Origin of the sequence: Methylobacterium sp. J-090 (genome assembly GCF_022829345.1) — a bacterium.
GTDB lineage: Bacteria > Pseudomonadota > Alphaproteobacteria > Rhizobiales > Beijerinckiaceae > Methylobacterium.
This window is the reverse complement of record NZ_JAKSXV010000110.1, coordinates 1-22,078: the sequence shown is the minus strand read 5'-3', so window position 1 is coordinate 22,078 and position 22,078 is coordinate 1. Positions and strand designations below refer to the sequence as shown.

Genomic DNA, 22,078 nt, shown 5'->3' with positions numbered 1-22,078 from the left:
GCCTTCCTCCGCTGCAACTAAACTCACCACTTGTAGGCGAGGCTCGCGATCACCCGGCGGGCATCTCCGTAGAAACACGAGTTGACGGCGTTGCAGGACGAGACGAAGCGGCGATCACCGATGTTGGTCGCATTGACGGCCAGACGCCAGTTCTCCCAATTGTAGTGCACTTGCGCATCGAACAGCACGTAATCCGGCACTCGGGACGTGTTGAGCGTGTCAGCGTAGGATCGACCGAAATAGCGCACGCCGCCGCCGAAACCGAAGCCGCGGAAATCACCAGTGGGAATGGTGTAATCGAGGAACAGCGAAGCGAAGTTGTCCGGTGTGGCAACAGGAACTTTGCCGATGGTGGCCGTGTCTGCACTCTTCTCGACGGTCAGACCAAAGACCGTGAAAGCTGCAACCGCGTTGAGGCCTTCCGCCAAGGAGGCGGTGAACTGTGCTTCGAAACCGGTCGAACGGACTTGGCCGATCTGTGACTGGAAGAATGTTCCCGGGACCGGGGTCAGCACGTTCGAGCGGTGGATATCGAAGCCAGCGAGGGTCAGGAAGTAGCCCGCGCCGGGCGGCTCGAACTTGACGCCACCCTCGATTTGATTGCCGGTCTCAGGCTTAAAGGCGACGTTGTTGGCGTCCGACCCAATCTGGGGCTGGAAGGATGTCGAGTAGCTGATGTAGGGCGCAAGCCCGAAATCGTAGTTGTAGATCAACGCCGTGCGATAAGTGAAGGCGCTATCACTACGGCCATTGGTGTTCGCAGGATTGAGCAGGTCGCGAACAAGATTGTTCGCAAAATCCCCTCGGCCGCCGACAACCAGCGTAAGGCGGTCTGTTAGCTTGATCTGATCCTGGGCATAGAGACCTGTCTGCTCGAAGGTATCAGCATTGATTAGGTACGGGAGCGGGCTGGCGACCCGCTGCCCATAGATGGGGAATCGAATGCTAATGTCGGGACCAGGGAACGTTGAGGCTTGGTTGTCGTGGAGCTGATAGTTCTTGTAGTCCAAGCCCATCAGCAGGTCGTGCCGGAAGAACCCGTCCGAGAAACGGGCTTCGGCCTGATTATCGACCTGGAACAGGCCAACCTTTGCGCTATCACGGAATTGATAACGGGCGAGGCGCGTCTCCGTCGCCGGATCGCTGTATCCGATTTGGCCGATATAGGAATTCTGGAAGCTTTCAAGGAACGAGTACCGGAGGTTTTGACGGATGGTCCAGGTCTCATTGAATGCATGCTCGAACTCATACCCGACGAAGGCTTGATCACGCCGGAAGGTGTTCAGGCCGATATCACCTACGTTCAGGGAGCGTGGGATACGCAGGCCACTGAGGTTCGGCCGGACCGTGCCGGAGTAAGGCAGGAAGTTCGAAGTCACCGCCGTGTTGTCGTGCTGGTAGCTCGACAAGAACGTGAATTTCGTGGCCCCATCCGGCTTGTAGGTGAAAGCCGGCGCAATGTAGACACGATCATCCGGTGCGCCATCGACCTGTGTTCCGCCCGTATGGCCAATGCCGGTCAGACGATAGAACCAGTGGCCAGAATCGTCTGCGGGACCACTAAGATCAAAGGCGGCATAGCCCTGGCCGAAGGAGCCGCCGCCTACCTCAACATAGCGGAGCGGATCGACCGTCGGGCGCTTGGAAACTTGGTTGATGAGACCGCCGGGCGTACCTGCGCCGAAGAGCACAGCGGCAGGTCCGCGGAGCACTTCGATGCGCTCCAGGCCGAACGTATCGACCTTGAAGTAGCCGAACCCATAGTTCAGTAGTTGCAAGCCGTCGCGGTAGAGGCCGTAGTCGCTGGCAACGAAGCCACGCAGGTTGAAGTAGTCGATGCGCGAATCAGCGCCGAACGTGCCCGAGAAAAGACCGGGGACGTACTGCGTCGCCTGCGTCAGGGTTTGCGCCTTCTGCGCGTCGATCTGCTCCCGGCCGACCACGCTGATGGACTGCGGCGTTTCGATTAGTGGGGTGTTGGTCTTTGTGGCGGTCGCTGACCGCGTTGCCACGTAACCGGAGACCGGTCCGGTCGGGCTTTCGATGGCGCGGACCGCAGCGCCCCCATCCTGACCATTACCGACCCCCCGCCCAGTTCCCTGAATGTTCAATTCCTGAAGCTGGACGCTCGCCTCGGCGGGAGGATTGGACACGCCGCGTCGTGGCGAAGTCGCTTCCTGGGCAGCCGCACAAACGACGAGACTCAAGACGGATACGCCCGCCAGCGCGGCGAGGGCGACGGCGTGGCGAGGACGATCAAACAGAACGAACGGAATCGGCTTCATGAGAATAGCTCTGCAATGCCCGCACTTAGACACGCCTTCAAGGATTGGAAAGCGCAGTTTTTAGAAGCTATAAACTACTGTGGTCGTTGGGCTTTTTCGTTCCTCTCGCTACGTTCATGCGCAGCCGATCACAAGGGCTCCTTCAGAGCGAATCCCCTCCTGTGACAGTTCTGCAACGCCTGGGCGGACACGCAGAAGCGCAAGCGGGCGGCTAGAGAGTTACCTAGGCCATAGCGGCGCCTGTCTCACGCTCCGTCAGCTACAGGGCAAGGCCAAGCTGACGCGGCTCTTCGCCCGTTCCATGGTGCAGGCCGGATAGCGACACCCCGATCAGTCGCACCCTGCGGCGCAGGGGAAATACGTCGCGCAGGAGGCCAAGGCTAATCTGTGCGAGCGATTCGCGGCTCTCCACCGGTCGGGTGAGGGAGCGCGCCCGCGTGATCTGCTCGAAGTCCGAGAACTTGACCTTCAGGGTGACGGTGCGGCCGGTGATGCCCTTGCTCGTGCAGACCGTCCAGACCTTGTCGAGGATCGGATGCAACCGCTCGGTGAGAACGGCGAACTCGGTCGTGTCCTCCGAGAAGGTGTTCTCCGCCCCCACCGACTTGCGGATGCGATGTGCCCGTACCGGACGCTCGTCGATGCCCCGGGCGACGCTGTAGTAATAGCCGCTTGAACTGCCAAACATGGTCTGCAACTCGGTGAACGAACGCGCCTTGAGGTCTCCGCCGGTTAGGATGCCGAGGCGCTTCATCTTGGCCTCCGTCACCGGCCCGACTCCGTGGAAGCGTCCGATGGGTAGGGCTTCGACGAAAGCCGGTCCCATGGCCGGGGTGATGACGAACAGGGCGTCGGGCTTCTTGTAGTCCGAGGCAACCTTCGACAGGAACTTGTTGTAGGAGACGCCCGCCGAGGCCACGAGGCCGGTGCGTGCCAGGATCTCCGCTCGAATGGCGCGGGCAACCTCCGTAGCAGTTGGCAGCCCCTGGAGGTTCTCGGTAACGTCGAGGTAGGCCTCATCGAGGGATACCGGCTCGATGATCGGGGTATGCTCCGCGAACACGGCCTGGATCTCGGCGGAGATCGCCTTGTAGACCTCGAAGCGCGGCTTCGCGAACACGAGATCGGGGCAGAGCCGACGGGCCGTGACCGAGGGCATCGCCGAGCGCACGCCGAACACCCGCGCCTCGTAGCTCGCCGCCGCGACAACGCCGCGTTCTCGTGATCCACCGACCGCCAGGGGGCGCCCACGCATGGCCGGGTCATCGCGCTGCTCGACGGAGGCGTAGAACGCATCCATGTCGATATGGATGATCTTCCGAACGAGGGCGCCGGGTTCGGTCGTGGGTGCTGTCTCGCTCGGCATTCCGGCCCCTGAACCACCGTGCGACGCGCTGCGCACCGACCCGCCGCCTTGCCCTTTTCCACCGGCTGTCCTCATATAGAACATAACGCGAACTGAGGCGTTTCTGGAAGCTGCCGCGAAGGGGATTTGCAGATCATGGCCCGCTACCGCTTTCACGCCACCAATGGCCACGCCTTCGTCCTCGATGCCGTCGGCAGGGAGGTCCGGCGCCCCGAACGCCTGACGTGTCGGGCTTCGGAGGTCGCTGAAAGCGTGATGGGCGAACTCGACGATCAGGAGGACTGGTCGGAGTGGAGCGTCACCGTGCACGATCTGAGCGGTCGTCGGGTGTTGGTGCAGCCCTTCGTATCGCAGGCCGGTGGCGCCTCTCAGTCAGCTTGAGAATGGCGCGCGTTGGCCATGCCCGCCCCGAACACTGGCCGCACGCTCTTCTTCTTCGAGAAGCCTTCGGCGATGCGTCAGCTTCAGCGGTTCTTCCGCTCGCCGAGCACCGTCTGCGTTGCCGCCGAAGGGCACCTGCTGACGGCCGAGGAGCCGGGAAGCATCCGGCCCGAGTGGAAGCCATGGCGCTTCGACGCGCTGCCCATCGTCCTCGACACCATTCCGGTCAGTTGCGGCCAGAACCGCTCGGGGCAGTCGCACGCGCCGAAACTCGCCGCCATCCGTCAGGCGCTCCAGGGGGTCGAGCGCGTGATCATCGCCACCGATCCCGGTCGCGAGGGTTCGATGATCGCCTGGGAGGTGCTGGAGCACCTCGGATGGCGCGGGCGTACGGATCGACTGAAGCTTGGCGCTCTCGACGATGTCTCGATCCGTCGTGCCTTCGCAGCCCTGGCGAAAGAGCCTGCGTCGGGGGATCAGGACTACGCCGCCTACCTCGAAGCCCTCTGTCGGCAGTACGAGGATTATCTCCTCGGCCTAAATGGCACCCGCGCGATCTCCCTGCGGCTGCGACCGCCCGCCTTTCGCGAACCCTGGCGCTTCGGCGGCGTACAGACCCCGACGCTCGCCATTCTGGCCAATCTCGAGGATCGCATTCGCGCCTTCGTCCCCCAGGACTTCTTCAAGATCGGGATGCATCTCGCCACCGAGACTGGCGCGGCCCTGACCCTCTGGCACGCTCCGAAGGAGCGCATCCTCGATCCGGACATCGCCGAAGCGATCAGGCAGGCGGCGGCGACGTGGTCGGGACCCTTGAGGGTCGAACAGAAGGACGTGCGGCGTCTCCCACCGCGCCTGTTCTCGAAGGACACACTGGCACGACGCTGTGCCAAGCGATTCGGCTGGGACCCGCAACACACGGCCGCGCTGGCACAAGAACTCTACGACCAAGGCTATCTCAGCTACCCGCGCACCGAGTCCGAGTATCTGCCCGAGGGCCAGACCGGCGACGCGGCTGCCATCGTGACCGCCGTCACGGGTGTGTTGCCCGAACTCTCCAACCTGTTCCCGGGGAGCTTCCGGCCGGTGATCCGCCGGGGTGCCAAGGGGCATTACGTCAAGGACCCCGGCGAGCATCACGCCATCGTCCCCCTCCGCAAGGTGCCGGCCCGCGAGCGCCTGACGAGTGAGCAGTTCCGCCTATACGAACTTGTCGCCAAGGCTTACCTTGCCGCGCACCTGCCCGACGGTATCGATGCCCGTACCGGCATCTCGGCGGATGTCTCGATGTCGCTGGGCGCCAAGCATTTCTCGGTGAGCGGCAGCGTCGTGCGCGATCCCGGTTGGCGGGCCGTCTACGGCAGCGAGGCCGACACCGAGGCCGATGTCGTACCGGGCAAGGCGCGGCGCGATCAGGAAGCCCCACTCGTCCGCTTACCTCCTGTGCGGGATGGCGAGGCCGCATCGGCAAGTGCCGCCGAGATCACGACGTCCGTCACAGAGCCGCCCCGACGCATCACTCGCGGCGAACTGCCGGTGGTCATGGGTCGTCTCATCGATCAGGTCGAGGATCCCGAAGCGAAACGGGCATTAGAGAACCCGGTCAACCCGAACGAGCCAAAGGGGCTCGGAACGGCTGCGACCCGCGACTCGATCCTGCCGAAGCTGCTGAAAAGCCACTACATTTCGCTCGGAACCGGCAAGGATCCGGCTATTGAGGTGACGGGCGTCGGGCTCGCCTTCATCGCGGCGGTGAGGCAGGTGTTTCCCACCTACGGCGATCCGGTCGGGCGAGCCTTGTTCGAAGCCGATCTGGCCGAGATCGGGCAGGCCCCCAACCGGGCCGAGGCCCAACGTCGTGCCGGCGCTTTTCAGGAGCGCACCCGCACTCGCCTGAACGACCTGATCAGGGCGATCTCGAATGCAAGCGTCATCGAACTCGATCCGAGCCTGAGCCCTCCCAAGGGCGGTGGTGATGACCGGCCCCCGACCCCCGCCATGGTGTCGTTCGCGGTCTCTCTGGCCAAGCGCGTTGGCGTGCGGCTACCACGCGGTTGCAAAACCAGCATGCAGGTATGCCGGACCTTCCTCGATAGCCAAGCGGGACAGCGAGCATCGCAGCAGGAGCAGGGGGGCGAGCCGAATGCGGTTCGGGCTCCCAGCGAAGCCATGGTACGCTATGCCCGACGCATGGCGGAGCAGCAGGGCAAAGCCTGTCCACCCGAGGTCGAGGCAAACTTCGACGCCTGCCGTCGTTTTCTTGATGCGGGTGCGCCGGCGGCTCGAACACCAGTCGGGAAATCGCAGCGGATGAAGCGGACGGACAAGCCCTCGACGGATGAACCAGTTCGACACGGGACGAGGGCGGCGAAACGGAACCCCAATATTCGTCGTCAGACTCCGTAGTGGCCGGTCCCCGACGAAGTTGCGCCTTCACACAGCATTTTGGCGCTGTAGCGTCCTCCCCCGCACCCGCTTCGGATTGGCTGAGGGAAACGTGGCCAAACACGTCATCGCGCAATGTGATTCCAAAGCACTCAGCATCCGCTTTCGACCCTTCTCGGGCCTTCAGGAAGTCCGCTTCACGGCAGGCTAGCGAGGATGACCTAAGTCTGCGCCGGTAGATTTTCGGCTGTCAGCTCTGGCAGATAGTTTCCGAAAAGCAGCCGCGCCTATCTGGAGCAGCTGCCGTCGCATGCTTGACCGTGTGATCCTAGCGCAGGATCTTCCGAGGGACGTTTGGCATGTGCAACGGGAAACATGATCAGCAATCTTGAAATTCTGAGCCGCCTGATGCTCGCCGCTGTCCTCAGCGGCTTGATTGGGGTAAAGCGCGAACGGTTGCTCTGGGCCGCAGGCCTGCGAACGCACATGCTTGTCGGGGTCGGCGCCTGACTCATCGTCATCGTCTCGGCCTACGGCTTCAGCGATGCGCTTGGCGCGCCCAACGTCGTCCTCGATCCTTCGCGTATCGCGGCGCAGGTCGTGTCAGGTATCGGATTTCTCGGAGCTGGGACGATCCTGCTTCGCGGCGAGGTCGTCAAAGGGCTCACAACGGCGGCGAGCCTGTGGGCGGTCGCTGCCATCGGCCTTGCGGTCGGCAGTGGCCTCTACGTTGCCGGCATCGCCACGACCGCCATCCTCCTGGCAATCCTCGCCGGACTCAAATCTCTTCAGGAGCGCTACCACAACCGGCTCCGTGTCCAGCCGCTTCGTGTGCTGGCCGAGACAGGAACAATCACGTTCAATACCCTGCAGGAGATCGCCGGGCAGCATACCTCGCGCATCCGCCAGTTCATCGTACAGCCGGCCGCCGATCCGGGACAGGACGAGATTTTGATCTCGTTCGCGCGGCTGTCACGTCAGTCAGTGACAGAACTTGCTCAGGCGCTGCGAGCACGCCCCGGTGTCGCCAGTGTCGAGAACGTTGAGGGTCCTCTGTAGCCATCTGATAGGCCAGCGGGCGCGCAACCACTGTCTATACGAACCGTTGTCCGGCATCGTAGAATTGGAGGCGGCTAATGAAATTTGGAACACTCGTACCGCTCGTCCTGGCCATGGCGCTGGGTTTCGCCGGCCCGGTCCTCGCGAAGGAGGACAAGCCGGGGGCGGACTGGATGCCCGCCGAGCAGGTCAAGCAGAAGCTGATGGATGCAGGTTACTCTAGCATCACTGAGTTGGAGGCCGATGACGGGCACTGGGAGGGCGAAGGCCTGAAGAACGGCGTGAAGATGGAGTTCCACGTCGATCCCAGGACCGGCGCCATCACCAAGGAAAAGCCTGACAAGGATTGATGGACAAGGTCGCGCGCCCAGCTCCCGGAGAGGTCCAGACTGGCAAGAAAGGTAGGCGCACGGCGTACCTGATCGCCGTGCGCCACAAGCGCGACTTGCCTCGCATCTACGCTCTGTTTGCCCCTTCGGCCGAGGCCGCGCTCGCGCAGTTGAACGAGTTGACGACGGAGGGCATGGGTATCGAGGTCGTTGGTGCTCTCTCGCGGGACTTGGCCCGACGCCTCGGTCTCAAGGCAGGCGAGATACGGCTAGTCTGATCGCCGCGTTCAAGTCGATCAGCAGCAGGTTGAGCAGATCGAGGGATCTCTGCTTTGGAGCGGGAGGCTAATCCTCCACTTCGCTCATGTACCGCCCCACGCGATTGGCATTTTAAGTCAGAAGCCGTGTCAGCGCGTAGCAAGCCGCCGAAATGCCCGCCGCAGCCGGTAGGGTGACGACCCAGGCGACGACGATGTTGCCTGCAAGGCCCCAACGCACTGCCGAGGTCCGCCGCGCCGCGCCAACCCCGATGATCGCGCCCGTGATCGTGTGGGTCGTCGAGACTGGCACGCCAAGCCACGTCGCCAGGAACAGAGTGATGGCCCCTCCCGTCTCGGCGCAGAAGCCCTGCGTCGGGTTCAGCCGGGTGATCCGCGATCCCATCGTATGCACGATGCGCCAGCCGCCCGACAGCGTGCCCAGCGCCATCGCGGATTGGCACGCGAGAACCACCCAGAGCGGTACGTGGAAGTCGCCGGTGAGCTGGCCCTGCGAGTAGAGCAGCACCGCGATAATGCCCATGGTCTTCTGCGCATCGTTGCCGCCGTGCCCAAGCGAGTAAAGTGAGGCGGAGACGAACTGCAGCAGGCGAAAGGTCCTGTCCACGCCGAACGGGGTCGCCCGCACGCAACTCCAGGACACGACGAGCACGAGAACGAGCGCCAGGACGAAGCCGATGAGCGGCGACAGCACGATGGCTGCGACCGTCTTGCCCAGGCCCGACCAGACCACGACGCCGAGGCCCGCCTTGCTGACGCCCGCCCCGACGAGACCGCCGACGAGCGCGTGCGAGCTGCTCGACGGGATGCCGAACACCCAGGTGACGACGTTCCACACGATGGCGCCGACGAGAGCGCTGAGGATCACCTGCGGATCGACGATGCCGGCATCGACGATGCCGGTCCCCAGCGTCTCGGCCACGTGCAGGCCAAAGAACAGGAAAGCGATGAAGTTGAAGAACGCCGCCCAGAGCACCGCATATTGCGGCCGTAGAACCCGCGTCGACACGATGGTGGCGATGGAGTTGGCTGCATCGTGCAACCCGTTGAGGAAGTCGAAGATCAAAGCCACCCCGATCAGGGCGACGAGGTAAGGCAGGGCGAGGGTTGTGACCTCCATGGCGGTCACACGTTCTCGATCACGATGCCGCTGATTTCGTTGGCGACGTCCTCGAAGCGGTCAACGACGTCCTCCAGGTGCCCATAGATCTCCGCGCCGATCATGTAGGCCATCGCGTCGCCGTCTCCGCCATCGCGGCGATGCGCCTGATAGAGCGCCTTCAGGCCCTGCTCCTCCAGCGCGTCCGAGTGGCCCTCGATCTGGGTGATCGCCTCCGTGAGCTGGTTGATGCGTCCGGCATGCCTGCCCACCGCATTGAGCAGCGGCACGGCTTCGGCCGTGAGACGGGCCGCCTCGATCACCGTCTCGCCCATGGAGCGCATCAGGGGGGTGAAGTCGCGCAGCTCGTAGAGTTGAACCGCCTTCACGGTCTTGTTCATCTGGTCGATGGCGTCGTCCATCGATTGGATCAGATCCTTGATGTCGCCGCGGTCGAAGGGGGTGATGAAGCTGAGGCGCACCGCAAGCAGGACCTCGGCGGCGATCGCGTCCGCCTCCTGCTCACGGTCAACGATCACTTGGCAGTAGCGTGGAACCTCGGCACCGCCCTGTAGCACGCCCTGGAGAGCTTCCGCGCCGGCGACCAAAGTCTGGGAGTGGCGCGCGAAGAGATCGAAGAAGCGGTCCTCCCGCGGCATCAGGGCGCGAAACCAGCCAAGCATCGAACGAGCCTCGGGTGACCGTGACGCTGAGCCGGATTGCCGTTGGCCGCGTGCGTGGCAGCAAAACACGAGACCAAGCTGAGGCGTTCCAATGCGCGTCGAAATGTTGACCAACTTCTTTGCCGGCACGCGCTCATGACGGTGCCCTCTTTGGCGGATGACCCCAGCAGGTTCCTGCAGCCATGTTGGGTCAGAGACGGAACGTCTGCTTCAAGGCGAAGGGTTAGGGTCCTCTATCCACCCAACTTGGACGTTTGCACGATCAAGGAGGTACATATTTGACCTCAGCATTTTCGTGGTGGCTCCCCTGATCGGTCGGAATCAGAAGCCATGTCACCAGTCAAACTCGCCCCAAACCCCACCCTTCGACAATCCGGGGTTGCAAATAGGAATAAAGTCCGGTAGGTATTGGCATCGTCGGTATTGCCGCGAACATCAGGACGCTCCTCATGCTGCCCCCCAAACCAACCGGTCAACCAATCGGGCCTCGGTCCATCACATCCTTCCCCATACAAGGCGGCCTCCGGGCCGCCTTCGTCGTTTCTGGAGCCTCGCGATGAACCTCAACGTTGCCTCAACCACCGCCTCAGTCCCCCCACCCAGCCCCATGCCCTGTCTGAGCGAACCGGCCGGACTGGTCGTGATGGGGCGTGACGAAGCGGGCCGGCCCCACGCCAGCTTGTTCGGCCCCAGCGACATCCCCGCCGCCGAGCGGGCCGCCACGCTGATGGGCTTCAGGACCATGCGGGTCACCGAGGCCCACCACGCGCTGGCCAGCAGCTTGGCTTCCGGAAAAATCTTCCAGAAAAGTGGTCTTGCCTTCGTTCCGTATGCATCGAAGCAGACCTACGCCAGTCTGCTCGAAGCTGCCGGCCTCCCCGATACGCCGCCCTCGCCGAAGGCCGCATCGAAAGCCGCAGGCAACCCTCCCGCACCGAAAGGCGGCCAAGGCGGCGGTGATACGCCTGGAGGCGCTGGCGGAGCATACAAGCGGCCTGCTGAGTGGGCTGACATTTGCGTGGGCGCCCTGGTATTGGCCACGACCGGCGGGCCACAGGAGGGCTGGTTCGAGGCTGTCGTCCGTTTCACCAAGGCCGATTTAAATTACGTCCTTTCATGGCGCGACTGGCCCCTGGAGCCGGAGTTTACACGCCACGTCAGCGAACTCGCGCTGCTGCACCCTGGCGAGCCCATCAGGGTTGATCCGTCGTGAAGGGGCCGGCCTCCAATCAACGAGGGAAGGAGCAGTCTGCGGCGCGGCGCGGCGCAGGCTCGATCAGTGCCCTGAACGACGCCTTCCGGCGAAGCTTCACCGGTGGGGGCGTCGTCGAAACACCGGCCGTCGTCGCACTCCCTGACGCGGACCGCATTGCCCTGCGTCTGGCGGTGCGTGTGTTCAAGGACTTCGACGCCGACAACGATCCGCATGGCGAGCACGACTTCGGTGCCATCGATCTCGTGGGCATGCGCTGGTTGTGGCGGATCGACACTTTCAATCGAGCCATGACCGGGCATTCCCCCGACCCCGCTGACACTGCAATGACGACCCGCGTGCTCACCATCATGCGCGCGGATGAGGCCTGACGTGGCTGGGCGCAGACTCGCTCCCGCCGATATTCCGACACCGGGTCCATGGCTAATGCGGGGGGTGGCCGAGCCCGAAGCTCCATCCGCGACAGCGATAGGCGAGTTTGAAGTCGCGACGAACGCAGGGTCGAGCGGCGGTCATGACCTTATCCGGCAGGTTCGCCCGGCGGCTGAGGTGGCCGACAGCCCTCACCTCGCGGGCGGTATTTACCGCCTTGCTGACGCCCGTTTGATGGCCGCCGCGCCGGACCTCGCCGACACTTTGTTGCGGCTGTTGATCTCGCGCGATCTCAACACACACGACATCGACCCAAACACCCGAGCCGTCAGAGACGCGGCCTGGGGCCTACTCATACGGGTCGTCCCCCATCTTAAGATAGGGGCGGGGCTGTGATCGATCCGGCAGGCCGATCAATCCCCCGGCGGATTGCGAGGCCGCCGACCGGCACGCAACGGCATCGGCTGGGCTGCCCCCGGCTCGGGGGCCGTGAGCAGTTCGGCGACCGGTACGGACAGCGCCGTCGCCATCGCTTCGAGCGTCGTGATCGTGACGTTCTCGGAGCCTCGCTCGACGCGGCCGACATACGCCCGGTCGATGCCCGAGGCCAGGGCGAGCCGCTCTTGCGAGAGCCCTTGTGCGACGCGCAGCCGCCGCAGATTCCAGCCGATGATTGCCCGCGCGTCCATGACCGCACAAGGCCAGATCGGCGGCTTGACAATCGACGGTCTGGCAGTCCCTCATTTATCGCTTGGATCGTCCCGATGATCTGGGCTGTCGAGCGAGCGCCGCCGACGCCTCCAACCTCCAAACCTTCCACCAAGCCCGAACGACGGAGATTACACCCATGCGCTGGTACCTGAAGGCAATGCGGGGCTACGCCCGCTTCCAGGGACGGTCGCCCCGGGTCGAGTTCTTCGAGGTGTTCGGCGGACTGTTCCTGCTGATCCTAGTGGCAGGGGGTATGGACAGGGCCCTGCTCGATGACGGCACCGGCTCCTCGATGCTGTTCGTCCACCTCGTCATCCTGGTGCACATCCTGCCGGTGCTGGCGGTCACGGCGCGCCGCCTGCACGACCTCGACTGGTCAGGCTGGTTCACCCTGCTCAACCTCGTGCCGGTGCTCGGCTTCGTCGTTCTGCTTCTCGTGCTGCCGCGCGGCGTACGCGGGCCGAACCGCTACGGCGCCGACCCGCTCGACCCCGCCGCAGCCGACGCCACACAGCCGCAGCAACCCGTGCGTCCTTCGCAGGCTGCGCCGCCCCCGGCCACCACCGGCTCCATGGCTACCAGCGCCCCCGTGAACGTCATCGGCGAGTTGGAGCGGCTGGCGGAGCTGCATCGCACCGGCAGCCTATCCGAGGCTGAATTCGCAGTGATGAAGGCGCAGGTCATGGCGCGGGCCGGCTAATGAGCGAGCAAGCCGTTGGGCTCTTCATGCTGGCGCTGGTTCCGCTGGGCTGGGCCTTCTACCTGCTGCCGACGATCATCGCCTTTCGGCGGCGGCATCCCAATCGCTGGCTGATCACGGCGATCAACGTTTTCCTCGGCGCCACCGGCATCGGCTGGGCCGGCGCGCTGGTTTGGGCGTTCAATGCCGCCCATCGGACCGAGCAGGCGGACGGCTCGCACGGCGGCGAATCGGGCCTGAACCTGTTCGTCAACGACGTGCAGCGGGTGAGCCTGATCGGGGCCGGCACGGGGCCAGCCGAGCGCGATGCGTTCATGAACGGTGCCCCCTTGAGCGCGAGCATGGCGGTGGCGGACCTCGAACGGCTCGGCCGGCTTCGCGGCACCGGGCATCTCAACGAGGCCGAGTTCGCCAGCCTGAAGGCATCGGTGCTTCAGCGCGTGCGCTGACCGGCCCCGCCTCGCCCTGACGTTCGTAGCAGTTTGCCGCCGGCGTCCCCCCGACAGTCGCAGCATGCGGAAGGACTTCTGATGACCGTTCCTCCAAGCACTCCCGGTGTGAATTCCTCAGGCCCGCACGAGTCGCACGGGATGCACGGTCACCTCAGAGGATGGGCCGGTGGCTTCGCCCTCGGCGCCATTCTCGCCAGCGGCACAGTGTGGGCGGCTGAATCAACAATCCCGACTGGCGCCCCTGATGCCGCGACGGCCCGCTGCACGGTCGGGCAGACCTGCACCTTCGCCGCCCCCGTCTTCGCCTGCGATCATGCCGGGGCCGAGAGGATTGTCACGGTGGGGCCGGTGAAGGGTAGTGAGGTCGGTGCCGATTTCGTGCGCGAACAGACCTGTCAGACCGTGCCGCCGGGGCGGCCCGTTACGACCGAGGCGACGCGGGCGAGGGGGATCGTCTATCTGTCCGAGGGCGGCAAGCACCTCGGCTACATGCCGGTCGGCATATTCGCGCCGGGTGGTGCGGGGTCTGCTGCGGGGTGTGACCAGCCCGGTTTCTGTGTCGTTCGGGCGGGGCCACCGATCTGGATTTGCCCCTCGGCCGAGAACCTCTCACTGCCGACGCCGGAGGCAAAGTCGGCGGCGAAATGCCTACGCATGAGTCGGGGCAACGTCGGCGAGGTGACGGGGGTGGCGAACGGTTCGGTGACGCTGGCCAACATGTTCGGTGGCCGTCCGCCCTACCAATCGTCCTACCATGCAGCGCGGGCGGACTTCGTCGGCATCAGCCTGCAACCCTACCCGAGCCCCGCCGCCCGTGGCTGGTGCAAGCCCGACACATGGTGCGTGACAGCGGCTGCCACGCTGTTCTGCAGCGACCGTGCCGCCCACGAGCTGGTGCACGCCATGCCGCCGGGCGAGCCCTACCGTACGGCCCTTCAGGCCGAACCGGGGTGCCGGGTTGTGATCGGCGGCAACGTGCTCAAGCCAAAGGCGATGCCGAACGTCCCCTCGATGCTTGTTGCGGTCGAGCACCCCATCCTGTCCTTGGGCTGGGCCAGCGCCGACGCCTTCCCCACCATCACCTACTTCCCACCCTTGCGCGACACGGGGCAGTTGTCGGACCTGAAGATTAGCGAAGACCGTTCCGTGCCGCTGGTGGCCATAGAGTTGCGCGGCCAGGGGACCAGCGCGGCTGTGAGCCAATTCCGATCCGGCCCCCGTGAACGTCGCGCGTTCTGCAACGCGCAGTGGGATGAGCATCAGCAGGAAGCGAAAAACTCATGCCTGTCCGATCCGGACGAAACGCTGAAGGGCACCGCCGATTGTTCGACGCGGCGGCTGGCCCTGAACGACCGGCGGTACGGCCTTCTTGAACGCCCCGGCGACGCATCACCGGACATCCACGCCGATGCGCATCGCGTGATGGTCTACCGCGATCTGGCCAGCGGCGAATGGTTGGATGGCTCGACGAGGTCGGGTGAGGCACTCGTTAGGACATCCTTCAATGCCCTGTGTCCCGCTGTTGACCCAGCCATATCGTTCGGGCTCGTCTACCGCGATCCGCAGGCTGCCTTCCCACGCGAGCTTAGGGGCCGCTGGTTCGACAGCCGCCGGGCCTGCGCCGATCCGCAGCGCAACGCCCCCGACTACGAAGGGAATGAGACCCTTATCATCTCCCCACAGGAGCGCACCGGCAATCGAACGTTCGAGTACGCCCAGCGGGTCAACGCGGTGCGGCGGGTCGGACCGCGCGCTTGGGAAGTCGATGGGACGCATCGGATCAACGATCCCGAACTACTCGATTTCTTCGGGATGGAAACCTACACGCTGACCCGTGATGGCCTTACGCTTGGCAGTGGAAGGACTGCGTCGAGGTGGGTAAGGTGTCGGTGATCGTACTCCGCGCCTACTGGATATGCTGCGGCTGCAACAAACACCAGCCTAAATATACATGCACGATAAAGCGTGGAAGTTCGATTAAGCGGATGACAAATATTCCAGCTCCATAAAAAAGCGTGTGATCCAACTGCGTGCTTAATTTCCAGAATTTAGCAGGTTTGCGGAAGGGGCTGTGTAGCCTCTTCCAACTAGTATCGGTCAGAAATCGACCGAGTCACTTGGATGTGCGACGCGCTCCTTCAAGGCATCAGGCATTGGGAAGTTCAGATTATCGCCGTTGGGTGGGATCGGGCTTTCGAACCACTTGGCGTAGAGCTTGGTGAAGGCGCCCGACGCCATCATGCCCTTCAGAACGCCGTCCGCGAGCGCCTTGAACTCCGCGTCGCCCTTCGGCAGCATCAGTCCATAGGGCACCAGGGCGTAGGTTTCGGGCAGGAAGGCGAACGCGGCCGGATCAGGCGTGCGGGCCTTCAAGCTGGCAAGCAGGATATCGTCCTCCATGAAGGCCGCCGCGCGCCCGCTCTGGAGCGTGAGCATGGACTCGCCATGGTCCTTGCCCTGCATGATGTTGAAGGTGCCGCCCTTGCCCTTGATGCCGAACGCGAAGTTGGTGGCATTCGAGCCCTGCGTGACGACGACGGCCTTACCGTCGAGGCCCTTAACGTCTTGGATGCCCAACGAGACTTTGGTCAGCCACCGCGCAGAGGAGACGAAGATCGCTACCGTGAAGGATACCTGCTTCAGCCGGGCGGCGCTGCTCGAAGTCGCCCCGCATTCCATATCGATGGTTCCGTTCTGGATGAGCGGAATGCGATTGGAGGAGTCCACCGGCTGAAGTTTAACGTCGAGCTTATCGAGCTTGAGGTCGGCCTTGATCCTGTCGATAACCTCGGCGCACAGATCGAGGGAGAAGCCGGTCGGCTTCTGGTCCTTGCCAAGGTACGAGAACGGGACCGAAGCCTCGCGATACCCGAGTGTCACGCTGCCAGCCTGCTTGATCTTGGCGAGCGTGGAGCTATCCGCCGACGCCTCGGTGGCCGTGAGGCCGAGTGCGAGTGCGCAGGACACCCGTGTGAAAACGCGACCTGGGAACATGGGTTATCTCCTCTCGATGAAGGCGGTCTGTTCCGGGCGCCGTTTCTCAAAAGGGGGCGCCCTGCGTCGGGCTACCCGAGCTTCGATAGGACGGCGGTGCGAGCTTGCGGCGTGGCCGGCGCGTTCCTCGCGCGGACGGCCTCGACCAGCCGGTCGATGTCGGCCGGGGTGTTGAACATGCCAAGAGACACCCGGATGCCGTCCCGCTCGGGTGAAACCCGGATGCCGGTGCGGGTGAAGTAATCGAGCCAGTCCGCTGCCGGCAGGGCGATGACATAGATGTGCGGCGCACGATGCTCGCGCTCGCGCGGGCCGACCAAGCCAACGTCGAGCCCGTCGAGACGTTCGATCAGGTAGTCACCGAGATCGAAGCAGTGGTTCTGGATATTCTCGATCCCGACCGCTTCGATGAGATCGAGCGCAGCGCCAAGACCTTGGATGGCCGGCAGGTTGAAGTTGCCGAGTTCGAACCGCCCGGCGGTGGCAGGCAGGCCCATATTATCCGCTCTCGCTATGAAATCCGCCGGTGGGGTGGCAAGGCTCGCCGCCGCCAGATAAGCCGGCTCCAACTCGATCCGCGTCGCGTCCCAGTAGAGTAGACCGAGCCCTTGGGGCACCAACAGTCCCTTGTGCGTGCCAGAACCAATGAAGGTGGCTTTCATCGCCTTGGCGTCGATAGGCACGACGCCGATGCCCTGCATCACGTCCACGATGAAGTAGAGGTCGCGCTGCGCGCAGAGGTCGCCGACACTCTCCACGTCGAACCGGTGACCAGCATGGAAGGTGACGTGGGACATGGAAATCGCCCGCGTCCGCTCATCAATGTAGGGCCGAAAGCTCTCGGCGTTCACGACCTCGGTCATTGGGATGAAGACGATCTCCACGCCCTTCTTCTGAAGGTTGAGGAAGGCGTAAGCGTTGTTGGGATGATCCCCATCGATCATCAGAACCTTGTCACCGGTCCGCAGCGGCAGCGCGTTGGCGGCGATGTTCATGCTTTCCGAAGTGTTCTTCGTGAAGGCGATTTCATGGGGCTTGGCTCCGAGGAGGGTAGCAACTTTGACGCGGGTCTCTTCCAACCGGTTGAGCCAAATCTGCTTGGGACCTGCCGTCTCGAAGCCTTCTTGTAGGAAGCGCTCGTAGGCTTCCTTCACGGGCCGAGAGAGCGGGGTCTGGAAGCCGCTATCAAGGTAGACGATGTGCTCGACGGATGGAAAATTCTGACGGACAGCGTCAACGTCATAATACTGGCTCATAGTCGCCTCCTGCGACACGGACACGGCAAAGCATTCGCGCCGGCCGGAGCCAGGAGACTTATTTGCCAATCTCAGTGTCTATGTGCTGTTTAACTATGCGTACTGATTAAGATTTGGTCGCATCAGTTGCGTGCAGCAAAGATACACGACAGACACCAAGCGTCGAGGTGCTAACTCGAAATACGAGAGATTTCATTCCGAAAAATGAGAATTTTAGATATCTTCGTTGTCTTGAAGGATCGTTTCGGAGAGGAGGGCTGCTGCCTCTTGAAGAGGACCGATGAAAGCATCGAGCCCTTCAAAGCCGACGCGCGCTACTGGCACCGACACACCCAGGCAAGCAATGAGGTCGCCCGCCGGTGAGACAATCGGCACGGCGCAGCCCACGACACCACGAACGAACTCCTCATTCGTCTTGGCCCACCCCCTGCGACGCGTTTCTTCGAGACTGGCGAGCAACTCGCTGGGCTCAATAATTGTCGTTGGTGTGTAGCGACTAAGGACCAGGGAGTGAGCCAAGCGATTCCTGGTTTTCTCCGGCAATCGGCTCATGTAAATTTTGCCCGTCGAAGTGCAATGCATGGGCGCGGTGTCGGCGGGATTGAACTGTAAGCCTTGGTGTTCCTTTGATCGGACGCTATCGACGTAGATCACGGCATCGTCTCGCACGACACCAATCTCGCATTGCTCGCCAATCCGATCAGCTACCGCGCTCAGCACTGCTTGCCGCCGTACAGTGCGGAACGCGGCTCCGATTGTCTTGGCCGAGAGCGTGACGAGTTTGCTGCCGACGACGTAGCGCTTGGTGCCAAGAGCCTTTTGGATCAGGCCCCGGTGTTCCAGATTGCCGATTAGACGATGGGCTGTCGGCAGCGGTAGGGCGAGCGCGGCGGCGATCTCCGCCGCCGAGAGAGCCTTCTTCTGCTCAGCGATGAATGTCAGGATCGCGAAGGCTCGGTCCAACGGACCGGCCGGTGACCTGCCCACATCGTCGGCCACAGTCCATTCCTTCGTGTAAGTGCAACTCGGCTGCGTCCTACACCAGATTGCTCTCGAAGGCCTGCGCCGAACGACCCCCAAAAATTCGGGACATATCCCGCCGGGGGATCCAGGCATGCTGTAGACTGCGCGGACCGAGGTCGATCAGGATCCTGGCTAAACGAAGCACATAAGCAAAACCTGAAGAGGGTCGTCCCGCCTCCATCCATTTCGCTCCGTGGAGCAAGTGAACATGAAAGGTATCTCATGTCGAAGGCAAAGCGCCGGCCGACACTCACGGGTTCAGGGCGCCATCCTCTCGTCCCTCCTGTAAAACCCGGTAAACCTGCATGCGCGAGCACCCAATTTCGCGCGCAATCGCCGCCGGGCCTGTGCCCGCCGCATGCAGCGCCTTGATACGCGCGTGATCGAGCCGGCGCCTGCCACCCCGATACACGCCCTCGGCCTTGGCCCGCACGATGCCCTCGCGCTGCCGCTCCTTGATGAAGCGCCGCTCCATCTGCGCCACCATGCCGAGCACGGTCAGCACGATGTGCCCCATCTCGCCGCGAGTCGAGACATGCGGGTCAAGCACGGTGACGAAAGCCTCGCGCTCCTCGGCCTCATGAATCAGGTTGAGCACATCACGGGTGTCGCGCCCGAGGCGATCCAATCGGGTGACCACGAGTTCGTCGCCGGGGCGCAGGAAACTGAGGATGGTCTCCAATTCGGCTCGCCCTTCGCGGGAGCCACCGGACACTTTCTCGGAGCGTATGATCCCGCAGCCCTCGGCCTTCAGGCGGGCGACCTGCCCGTCGAGATCCTGATCGAGTGTGCTGACGCGGGCGTAACCGATGCGGGCCATGGGGTGTCACCTCAGGGTGGTAGGCCCGAAGTGAGTAGCGCAACGGCAAATAGTCCGGTCAAGTCGGCATCATTCGAAGAGCTTCGCCCCCGCCATTCCCAAGCGATGTGCTCAGATTAACGTCGTATCGGTTATGCAACATGATTTGTTGCATGAGACGGGATAGCCGATTGTCGGGCGTGCTGCATGTCCTCCTGCACATGGCCGAATTCGAGGGTGCGGTGACGTCCGAGCGGCTCGCCGCCGTCATGGGCACGAACCCTGTCGTCGTGCGCCGCCTGATGGGCGGCTTGCGCGATCTCAGGCTCGTGGCTTCCGAGAAGGGCCACGGCGGCGGCTGGACGCTCGTCTGCGACCTCGACCGCGTGTCCCTGCGTGATGTCTACGTCGCACTTGGCTCGCCGGAGATCCTCACGATGGGGCACCGAAACGAAGAGCCGACCTGCCTCGTCGAGCAAGCCGTCAACGCCGCGCTCGGCACCGCTTTCGAGGATGCCGAGCGCCTTCTGCTCGAGCGGCTCGGCGACGTCACCCTTGCCCGCCTCAGCGCCGATTTCCACGCGCGCATGGCGAAGCGTGGCCTTTGCAGCCAGGAGACCCAACCCGATGTCGCGTAGCGCCGAACCGGAAGCCATGGACTTCATCGCCGCCTTCAACGATCCGCAGGCCGCCGCCCATTATGCCGAGGGTCCGCGCCGCTTCGTGCCGGGCTACGAGGCGCTGCATCGGATGACCGCCATCCTGCTCGCCGAAGGATCACCGGCCAATGCGCGAGTGCTGGTGCTCGGCGCAGGCGGGGGCCTGGAACTGCGAGCGCTCGCCGAGGCTCATCCCACATGGTCCTTCGTCGGCATCGATCCCGCACGGGAGATGCTGAAGGAAGCCGAGCGGGTGCTAGGACCTCTGATGGACCGGGTGACCTTGGTCGAAGGGTACATCGACGACGCGCCCTCAGGTCCATTCGATGCTGCCGCCTGCCTTCTGACCCTGCACTTCCTCGAGCCTGCCGAGCGAGCAGCAACGGTCCGCGCGATTCACCAGCGCTTGAAGCAAGGAGCGCCGTTCGTGGCGGCACACGGTAGTTTTCCGCAGGGTGAGGATGAGCGCCCGCGCTGGCTCGACCGCTACGAGTCCTATGCAGTCGCCTCAGGTTCGGATCGTGTGCAAGCTCACAAAGCCCGCACGGCGGTCGGCGCTCACCTGCCCACACTCTCGCCCGAGCAGGACGCGAACATCCTGAGCGCAGGCGGGTTCTCGGACGTCGCCCTGTTCTTCGCGGCGTTCACATGGCGCGGGTGGGTAGCCCGAGCGTAGCAGCGGCTGGTCGGAAAGCGTCACATCAGGGCCTTAGGGCTGCGTCCGATGGTGTCACAGCAAATAGGCTTAGCACCCTGATGTGACGTCGCCGAGGCTCACGGAGTGACGTCACGCCGGGGTATACCCTACCGGCGCACTCATAAAGGTAACGAGCGTAGCCAAACGTTCGGCCCAGCCGCTCAGAACGGTCTGTTTACAGGTTCGAGTTCTGCCGGGTTCACCAGCTCGTTTCAGCGCAAAATTTTGGTGATGACGCGTGCCGGTGGGACACCCGAGGGGGCCATCGAATTGCGCAACTCGACGTACTTGACGCTTTCCAGGCCTGGAATCGTCCATTCCCGCTCGCGCCATTGGAATGCGACAGTGCTAAAGGGATTGCTGATGTCTACAGAAAGTGAAATCGCACCCCTGCGTGAATGGAGATTACTACCTCAAAAGCGAATCACATTGCAACTTTATATATCTGATGTATGCCTTACATTAAGAGCAACGGGCCCCTTATAATTGAAGCCAATCTCGAAAGAAATCGGTGTATCAGTATAGTACGGGCGATCTGATACTGGGAAGTCCGCCCCCTGAGCGTAAGCTATCATTCTAGGTGATGTTACACTAACTACACCGTAGGTGGATCGAAAAACCCTTACCTGTCCAGCAAAACGCCTCACGACCTTAGAGGTCTGCATAACAGTGCCCTGCACCCTAATACGTTGGGTAAAAGGCATACTAACGCCAGCAAAATGATCATAAAGAGGTTTTGCATCTTCAGCTTGACCAGACAAACATAACTGTCTCGCATACCAGAACTGAGCCCTATAGTTCCGGTCGCCAAAAGTGAATGCCCGGCGCAGGTGATGTAGTATCACATCAGATTGAGTTTGATCGGCTGTGGGATCAGACTTTAGTATCGCTGCCGCGAGTTCATAATGAAGTTCTTGCGCATGGCCTGCCCCCTGAAAAGTGGTCCTCCCTGGGGTATGGCTTTGAGCCATGTGGAGGATGTTGTCATGGGACGGAAGAAGCATACGGCTGAAGAGATTGTTGCCAAGCTGCGTCAGGTTGATGTCTTGGTCTCGCAGGGCCGTAAGGTTGCCGAAGCAATCCGGTCCATCGAGGTGACGGAAGTCACGTATTGTCGCTGGCGTTCCGAGTACGGCGGTCTGAAGGGTGACCAGGTCAAGCGGCTGAAGTACCTGGAGACAGAGAACCAGCGCCTTCATCGAGCGATCGCCGACCTGACCTTGGAGAAGCTGATTCTGACGGAGGCGGCCTCGGGAAACTTCTAAGCCCGGCTCGCCGCCGGTCCGGTGCCTACTTCGACGTGGTCTAGCATGGCTTGTCCGAACGCTTCGCTGGCC

At 63.0% G+C, this 22,078-nt stretch carries 20 protein-coding genes and 2 pseudogenes; 13 read left to right on the top strand and 9 right to left on the bottom strand.

Annotated elements, in window-relative coordinates:
* Nucleotides 1-23: 23 nt before the first annotated feature.
* Both MKK49_RS23320 and dinB read right to left on the bottom strand, forming a co-directional pair.
* A complete protein-coding gene (locus MKK49_RS23320; protein WP_244032386.1) occupies nucleotides 24-2,285 on the bottom strand; it encodes a TonB-dependent siderophore receptor in 2,262 nt (753 codons plus the stop codon).
* A 259-nt stretch (nucleotides 2,286-2,544) separates the two neighbouring features.
* On the bottom strand, nucleotides 2,545-3,651 hold the full coding sequence (dinB, locus tag MKK49_RS23315) for a DNA polymerase IV (protein ID WP_244032382.1): 1,107 nt from the start codon (nucleotides 3,649-3,651) through the stop codon (nucleotides 2,545-2,547).
* A gap of 135 nt (nucleotides 3,652-3,786) precedes the next feature.
* Between dinB and MKK49_RS23310 the strand changes: the two genes are divergently transcribed.
* The 5 genes and pseudogenes from MKK49_RS23310 (at nucleotide 3,787) to MKK49_RS23290 (ending at nucleotide 8,083) form a co-directional block, all read left to right on the top strand.
* Nucleotides 3,787-4,032: a DUF1005 domain-containing protein gene (locus MKK49_RS23310; RefSeq protein WP_244032380.1), complete on the top strand. Its 246-nt coding sequence runs from the start codon at nucleotides 3,787-3,789 to the stop codon at nucleotides 4,030-4,032.
* Nucleotides 4,033-4,050: 18 nt separating this feature from the next.
* On the top strand, nucleotides 4,051-6,438 hold the full coding sequence (locus MKK49_RS23305) for a type IA DNA topoisomerase (RefSeq protein ID WP_244032417.1): 2,388 nt from the start codon (nucleotides 4,051-4,053) through the stop codon (nucleotides 6,436-6,438).
* 354 nt (nucleotides 6,439-6,792) lie between these two features.
* Nucleotides 6,793-7,476 (top strand): annotated as a pseudogene (locus MKK49_RS23300) (MgtC/SapB family protein).
* A gap of 77 nt (nucleotides 7,477-7,553) precedes the next feature.
* Nucleotides 7,554-7,826 carry a PepSY domain-containing protein gene (locus MKK49_RS23295; RefSeq protein ID WP_409565129.1) on the top strand — a complete coding sequence of 91 codons (273 nt, stop codon included), beginning with the start codon at nucleotides 7,554-7,556 and terminating at the stop codon, nucleotides 7,824-7,826.
* Nucleotides 7,826-8,083: a hypothetical protein gene (locus MKK49_RS23290; protein ID WP_244032378.1), complete on the top strand. Its 258-nt coding sequence runs from the start codon at nucleotides 7,826-7,828 to the stop codon at nucleotides 8,081-8,083. The genes MKK49_RS23295 and MKK49_RS23290 overlap by 1 nt, the downstream gene beginning before the upstream one ends.
* 112 nt (nucleotides 8,084-8,195) lie before the next feature.
* On the opposite strand, the gene MKK49_RS23285 is transcribed toward MKK49_RS23290, so the two are convergent.
* Both MKK49_RS23285 and MKK49_RS23280 read right to left on the bottom strand, forming a co-directional pair.
* Complete coding sequence (locus MKK49_RS23285; protein WP_147818176.1) at nucleotides 8,196-9,203, bottom strand: inorganic phosphate transporter; 1,008 nt, start codon at nucleotides 9,201-9,203, stop codon at nucleotides 8,196-8,198.
* A gap of 5 nt (nucleotides 9,204-9,208) precedes the next feature.
* Nucleotides 9,209-9,865, bottom strand: a complete 657-nt coding sequence (locus MKK49_RS23280) for a DUF47 domain-containing protein (RefSeq protein ID WP_147818175.1) — start codon at nucleotides 9,863-9,865, stop codon at nucleotides 9,209-9,211.
* A gap of 556 nt (nucleotides 9,866-10,421) precedes the next feature.
* Between MKK49_RS23280 and MKK49_RS23275 the strand changes: the two genes are divergently transcribed.
* Nucleotides 10,422-11,078, top strand: a complete 657-nt coding sequence (locus MKK49_RS23275) for a hypothetical protein (protein ID WP_244032376.1) — start codon at nucleotides 10,422-10,424, stop codon at nucleotides 11,076-11,078.
* Nucleotides 11,075-11,449 carry a DUF3768 domain-containing protein gene (locus MKK49_RS23270; RefSeq protein WP_244032374.1) on the top strand — a complete coding sequence of 125 codons (375 nt, stop codon included), beginning with the start codon at nucleotides 11,075-11,077 and terminating at the stop codon, nucleotides 11,447-11,449. Before MKK49_RS23275 ends, MKK49_RS23270 begins: the two co-directional genes overlap by 4 nt.
* A gap of 414 nt (nucleotides 11,450-11,863) precedes the next feature.
* Here MKK49_RS23270 and MKK49_RS23265 read toward each other — a convergent pair whose 3' ends face one another.
* Nucleotides 11,864-12,139, bottom strand: coding sequence for a helix-turn-helix domain-containing protein (locus MKK49_RS23265; protein WP_244032373.1), 276 nt, complete (start codon nucleotides 12,137-12,139; stop codon nucleotides 11,864-11,866).
* Between the two features lie 158 nt (nucleotides 12,140-12,297).
* Here MKK49_RS23265 and MKK49_RS23260 point away from each other — a divergent pair, with 158 nt between their 5' ends.
* From MKK49_RS23260 to MKK49_RS23250, 3 genes are all read left to right on the top strand, one after another.
* Complete coding sequence (locus MKK49_RS23260) at nucleotides 12,298-12,861, top strand: DUF805 domain-containing protein (protein WP_244032371.1); 564 nt, start codon at nucleotides 12,298-12,300, stop codon at nucleotides 12,859-12,861.
* Nucleotides 12,861-13,310: a superinfection immunity protein gene (locus MKK49_RS23255; protein ID WP_244032369.1), complete on the top strand. Its 450-nt coding sequence runs from the start codon at nucleotides 12,861-12,863 to the stop codon at nucleotides 13,308-13,310. Before MKK49_RS23260 ends, MKK49_RS23255 begins: the two co-directional genes overlap by 1 nt.
* 141 nt (nucleotides 13,311-13,451) lie before the next feature.
* Nucleotides 13,452-15,206, top strand: coding sequence for a hypothetical protein (locus tag MKK49_RS23250; protein WP_244032368.1), 1,755 nt, complete (start codon nucleotides 13,452-13,454; stop codon nucleotides 15,204-15,206).
* 204 nt (nucleotides 15,207-15,410) lie between these two features.
* Here MKK49_RS23250 and MKK49_RS23245 read toward each other — a convergent pair whose 3' ends face one another.
* The 4 genes from MKK49_RS23245 to MKK49_RS23230 form a co-directional block, all read right to left on the bottom strand.
* The gene (locus tag MKK49_RS23245; protein ID WP_244032367.1) at nucleotides 15,411-16,307 is read right to left on the bottom strand and encodes an amino acid ABC transporter substrate-binding protein; all 897 of its coding nucleotides are present in this window, start codon (nucleotides 16,305-16,307) and stop codon (nucleotides 15,411-15,413) included.
* 71 nt (nucleotides 16,308-16,378) lie between these two features.
* Nucleotides 16,379-17,563, bottom strand: a complete 1,185-nt coding sequence (locus MKK49_RS23240; protein ID WP_244032366.1) for an aminotransferase class V-fold PLP-dependent enzyme — start codon at nucleotides 17,561-17,563, stop codon at nucleotides 16,379-16,381.
* A 213-nt stretch (nucleotides 17,564-17,776) separates the two neighbouring features.
* Entirely contained in the window at nucleotides 17,777-18,562 is a 786-nt protein-coding gene (locus tag MKK49_RS23235; protein ID WP_244032365.1) for an IclR family transcriptional regulator, read from the bottom strand.
* 274 nt (nucleotides 18,563-18,836) lie between these two features.
* Nucleotides 18,837-19,406 carry a recombinase family protein gene (locus MKK49_RS23230; RefSeq protein WP_244032364.1) on the bottom strand — a complete coding sequence of 190 codons (570 nt, stop codon included), beginning with the start codon at nucleotides 19,404-19,406 and terminating at the stop codon, nucleotides 18,837-18,839.
* 152 nt (nucleotides 19,407-19,558) lie between these two features.
* On the opposite strand from MKK49_RS23230, the gene MKK49_RS23225 reads away from it, so the two are divergent.
* The 3 genes and pseudogenes from MKK49_RS23225 to MKK49_RS23215 form a co-directional block, all read left to right on the top strand.
* Nucleotides 19,559-20,023: an Rrf2 family transcriptional regulator gene (locus tag MKK49_RS23225; RefSeq protein ID WP_244032363.1), complete on the top strand. Its 465-nt coding sequence runs from the start codon at nucleotides 19,559-19,561 to the stop codon at nucleotides 20,021-20,023.
* Entirely contained in the window at nucleotides 20,013-20,720 is a 708-nt protein-coding gene (locus tag MKK49_RS23220; RefSeq protein ID WP_244032361.1) for a class I SAM-dependent methyltransferase, read from the top strand. The genes MKK49_RS23225 and MKK49_RS23220 overlap by 11 nt, the downstream gene beginning before the upstream one ends.
* 1,007 nt (nucleotides 20,721-21,727) lie before the next feature.
* A pseudogene (locus tag MKK49_RS23215) lies at nucleotides 21,728-22,026 on the top strand (transposase); the annotation flags it as partial.
* Nucleotides 22,027-22,078: the final 52 nt, after the last annotated feature.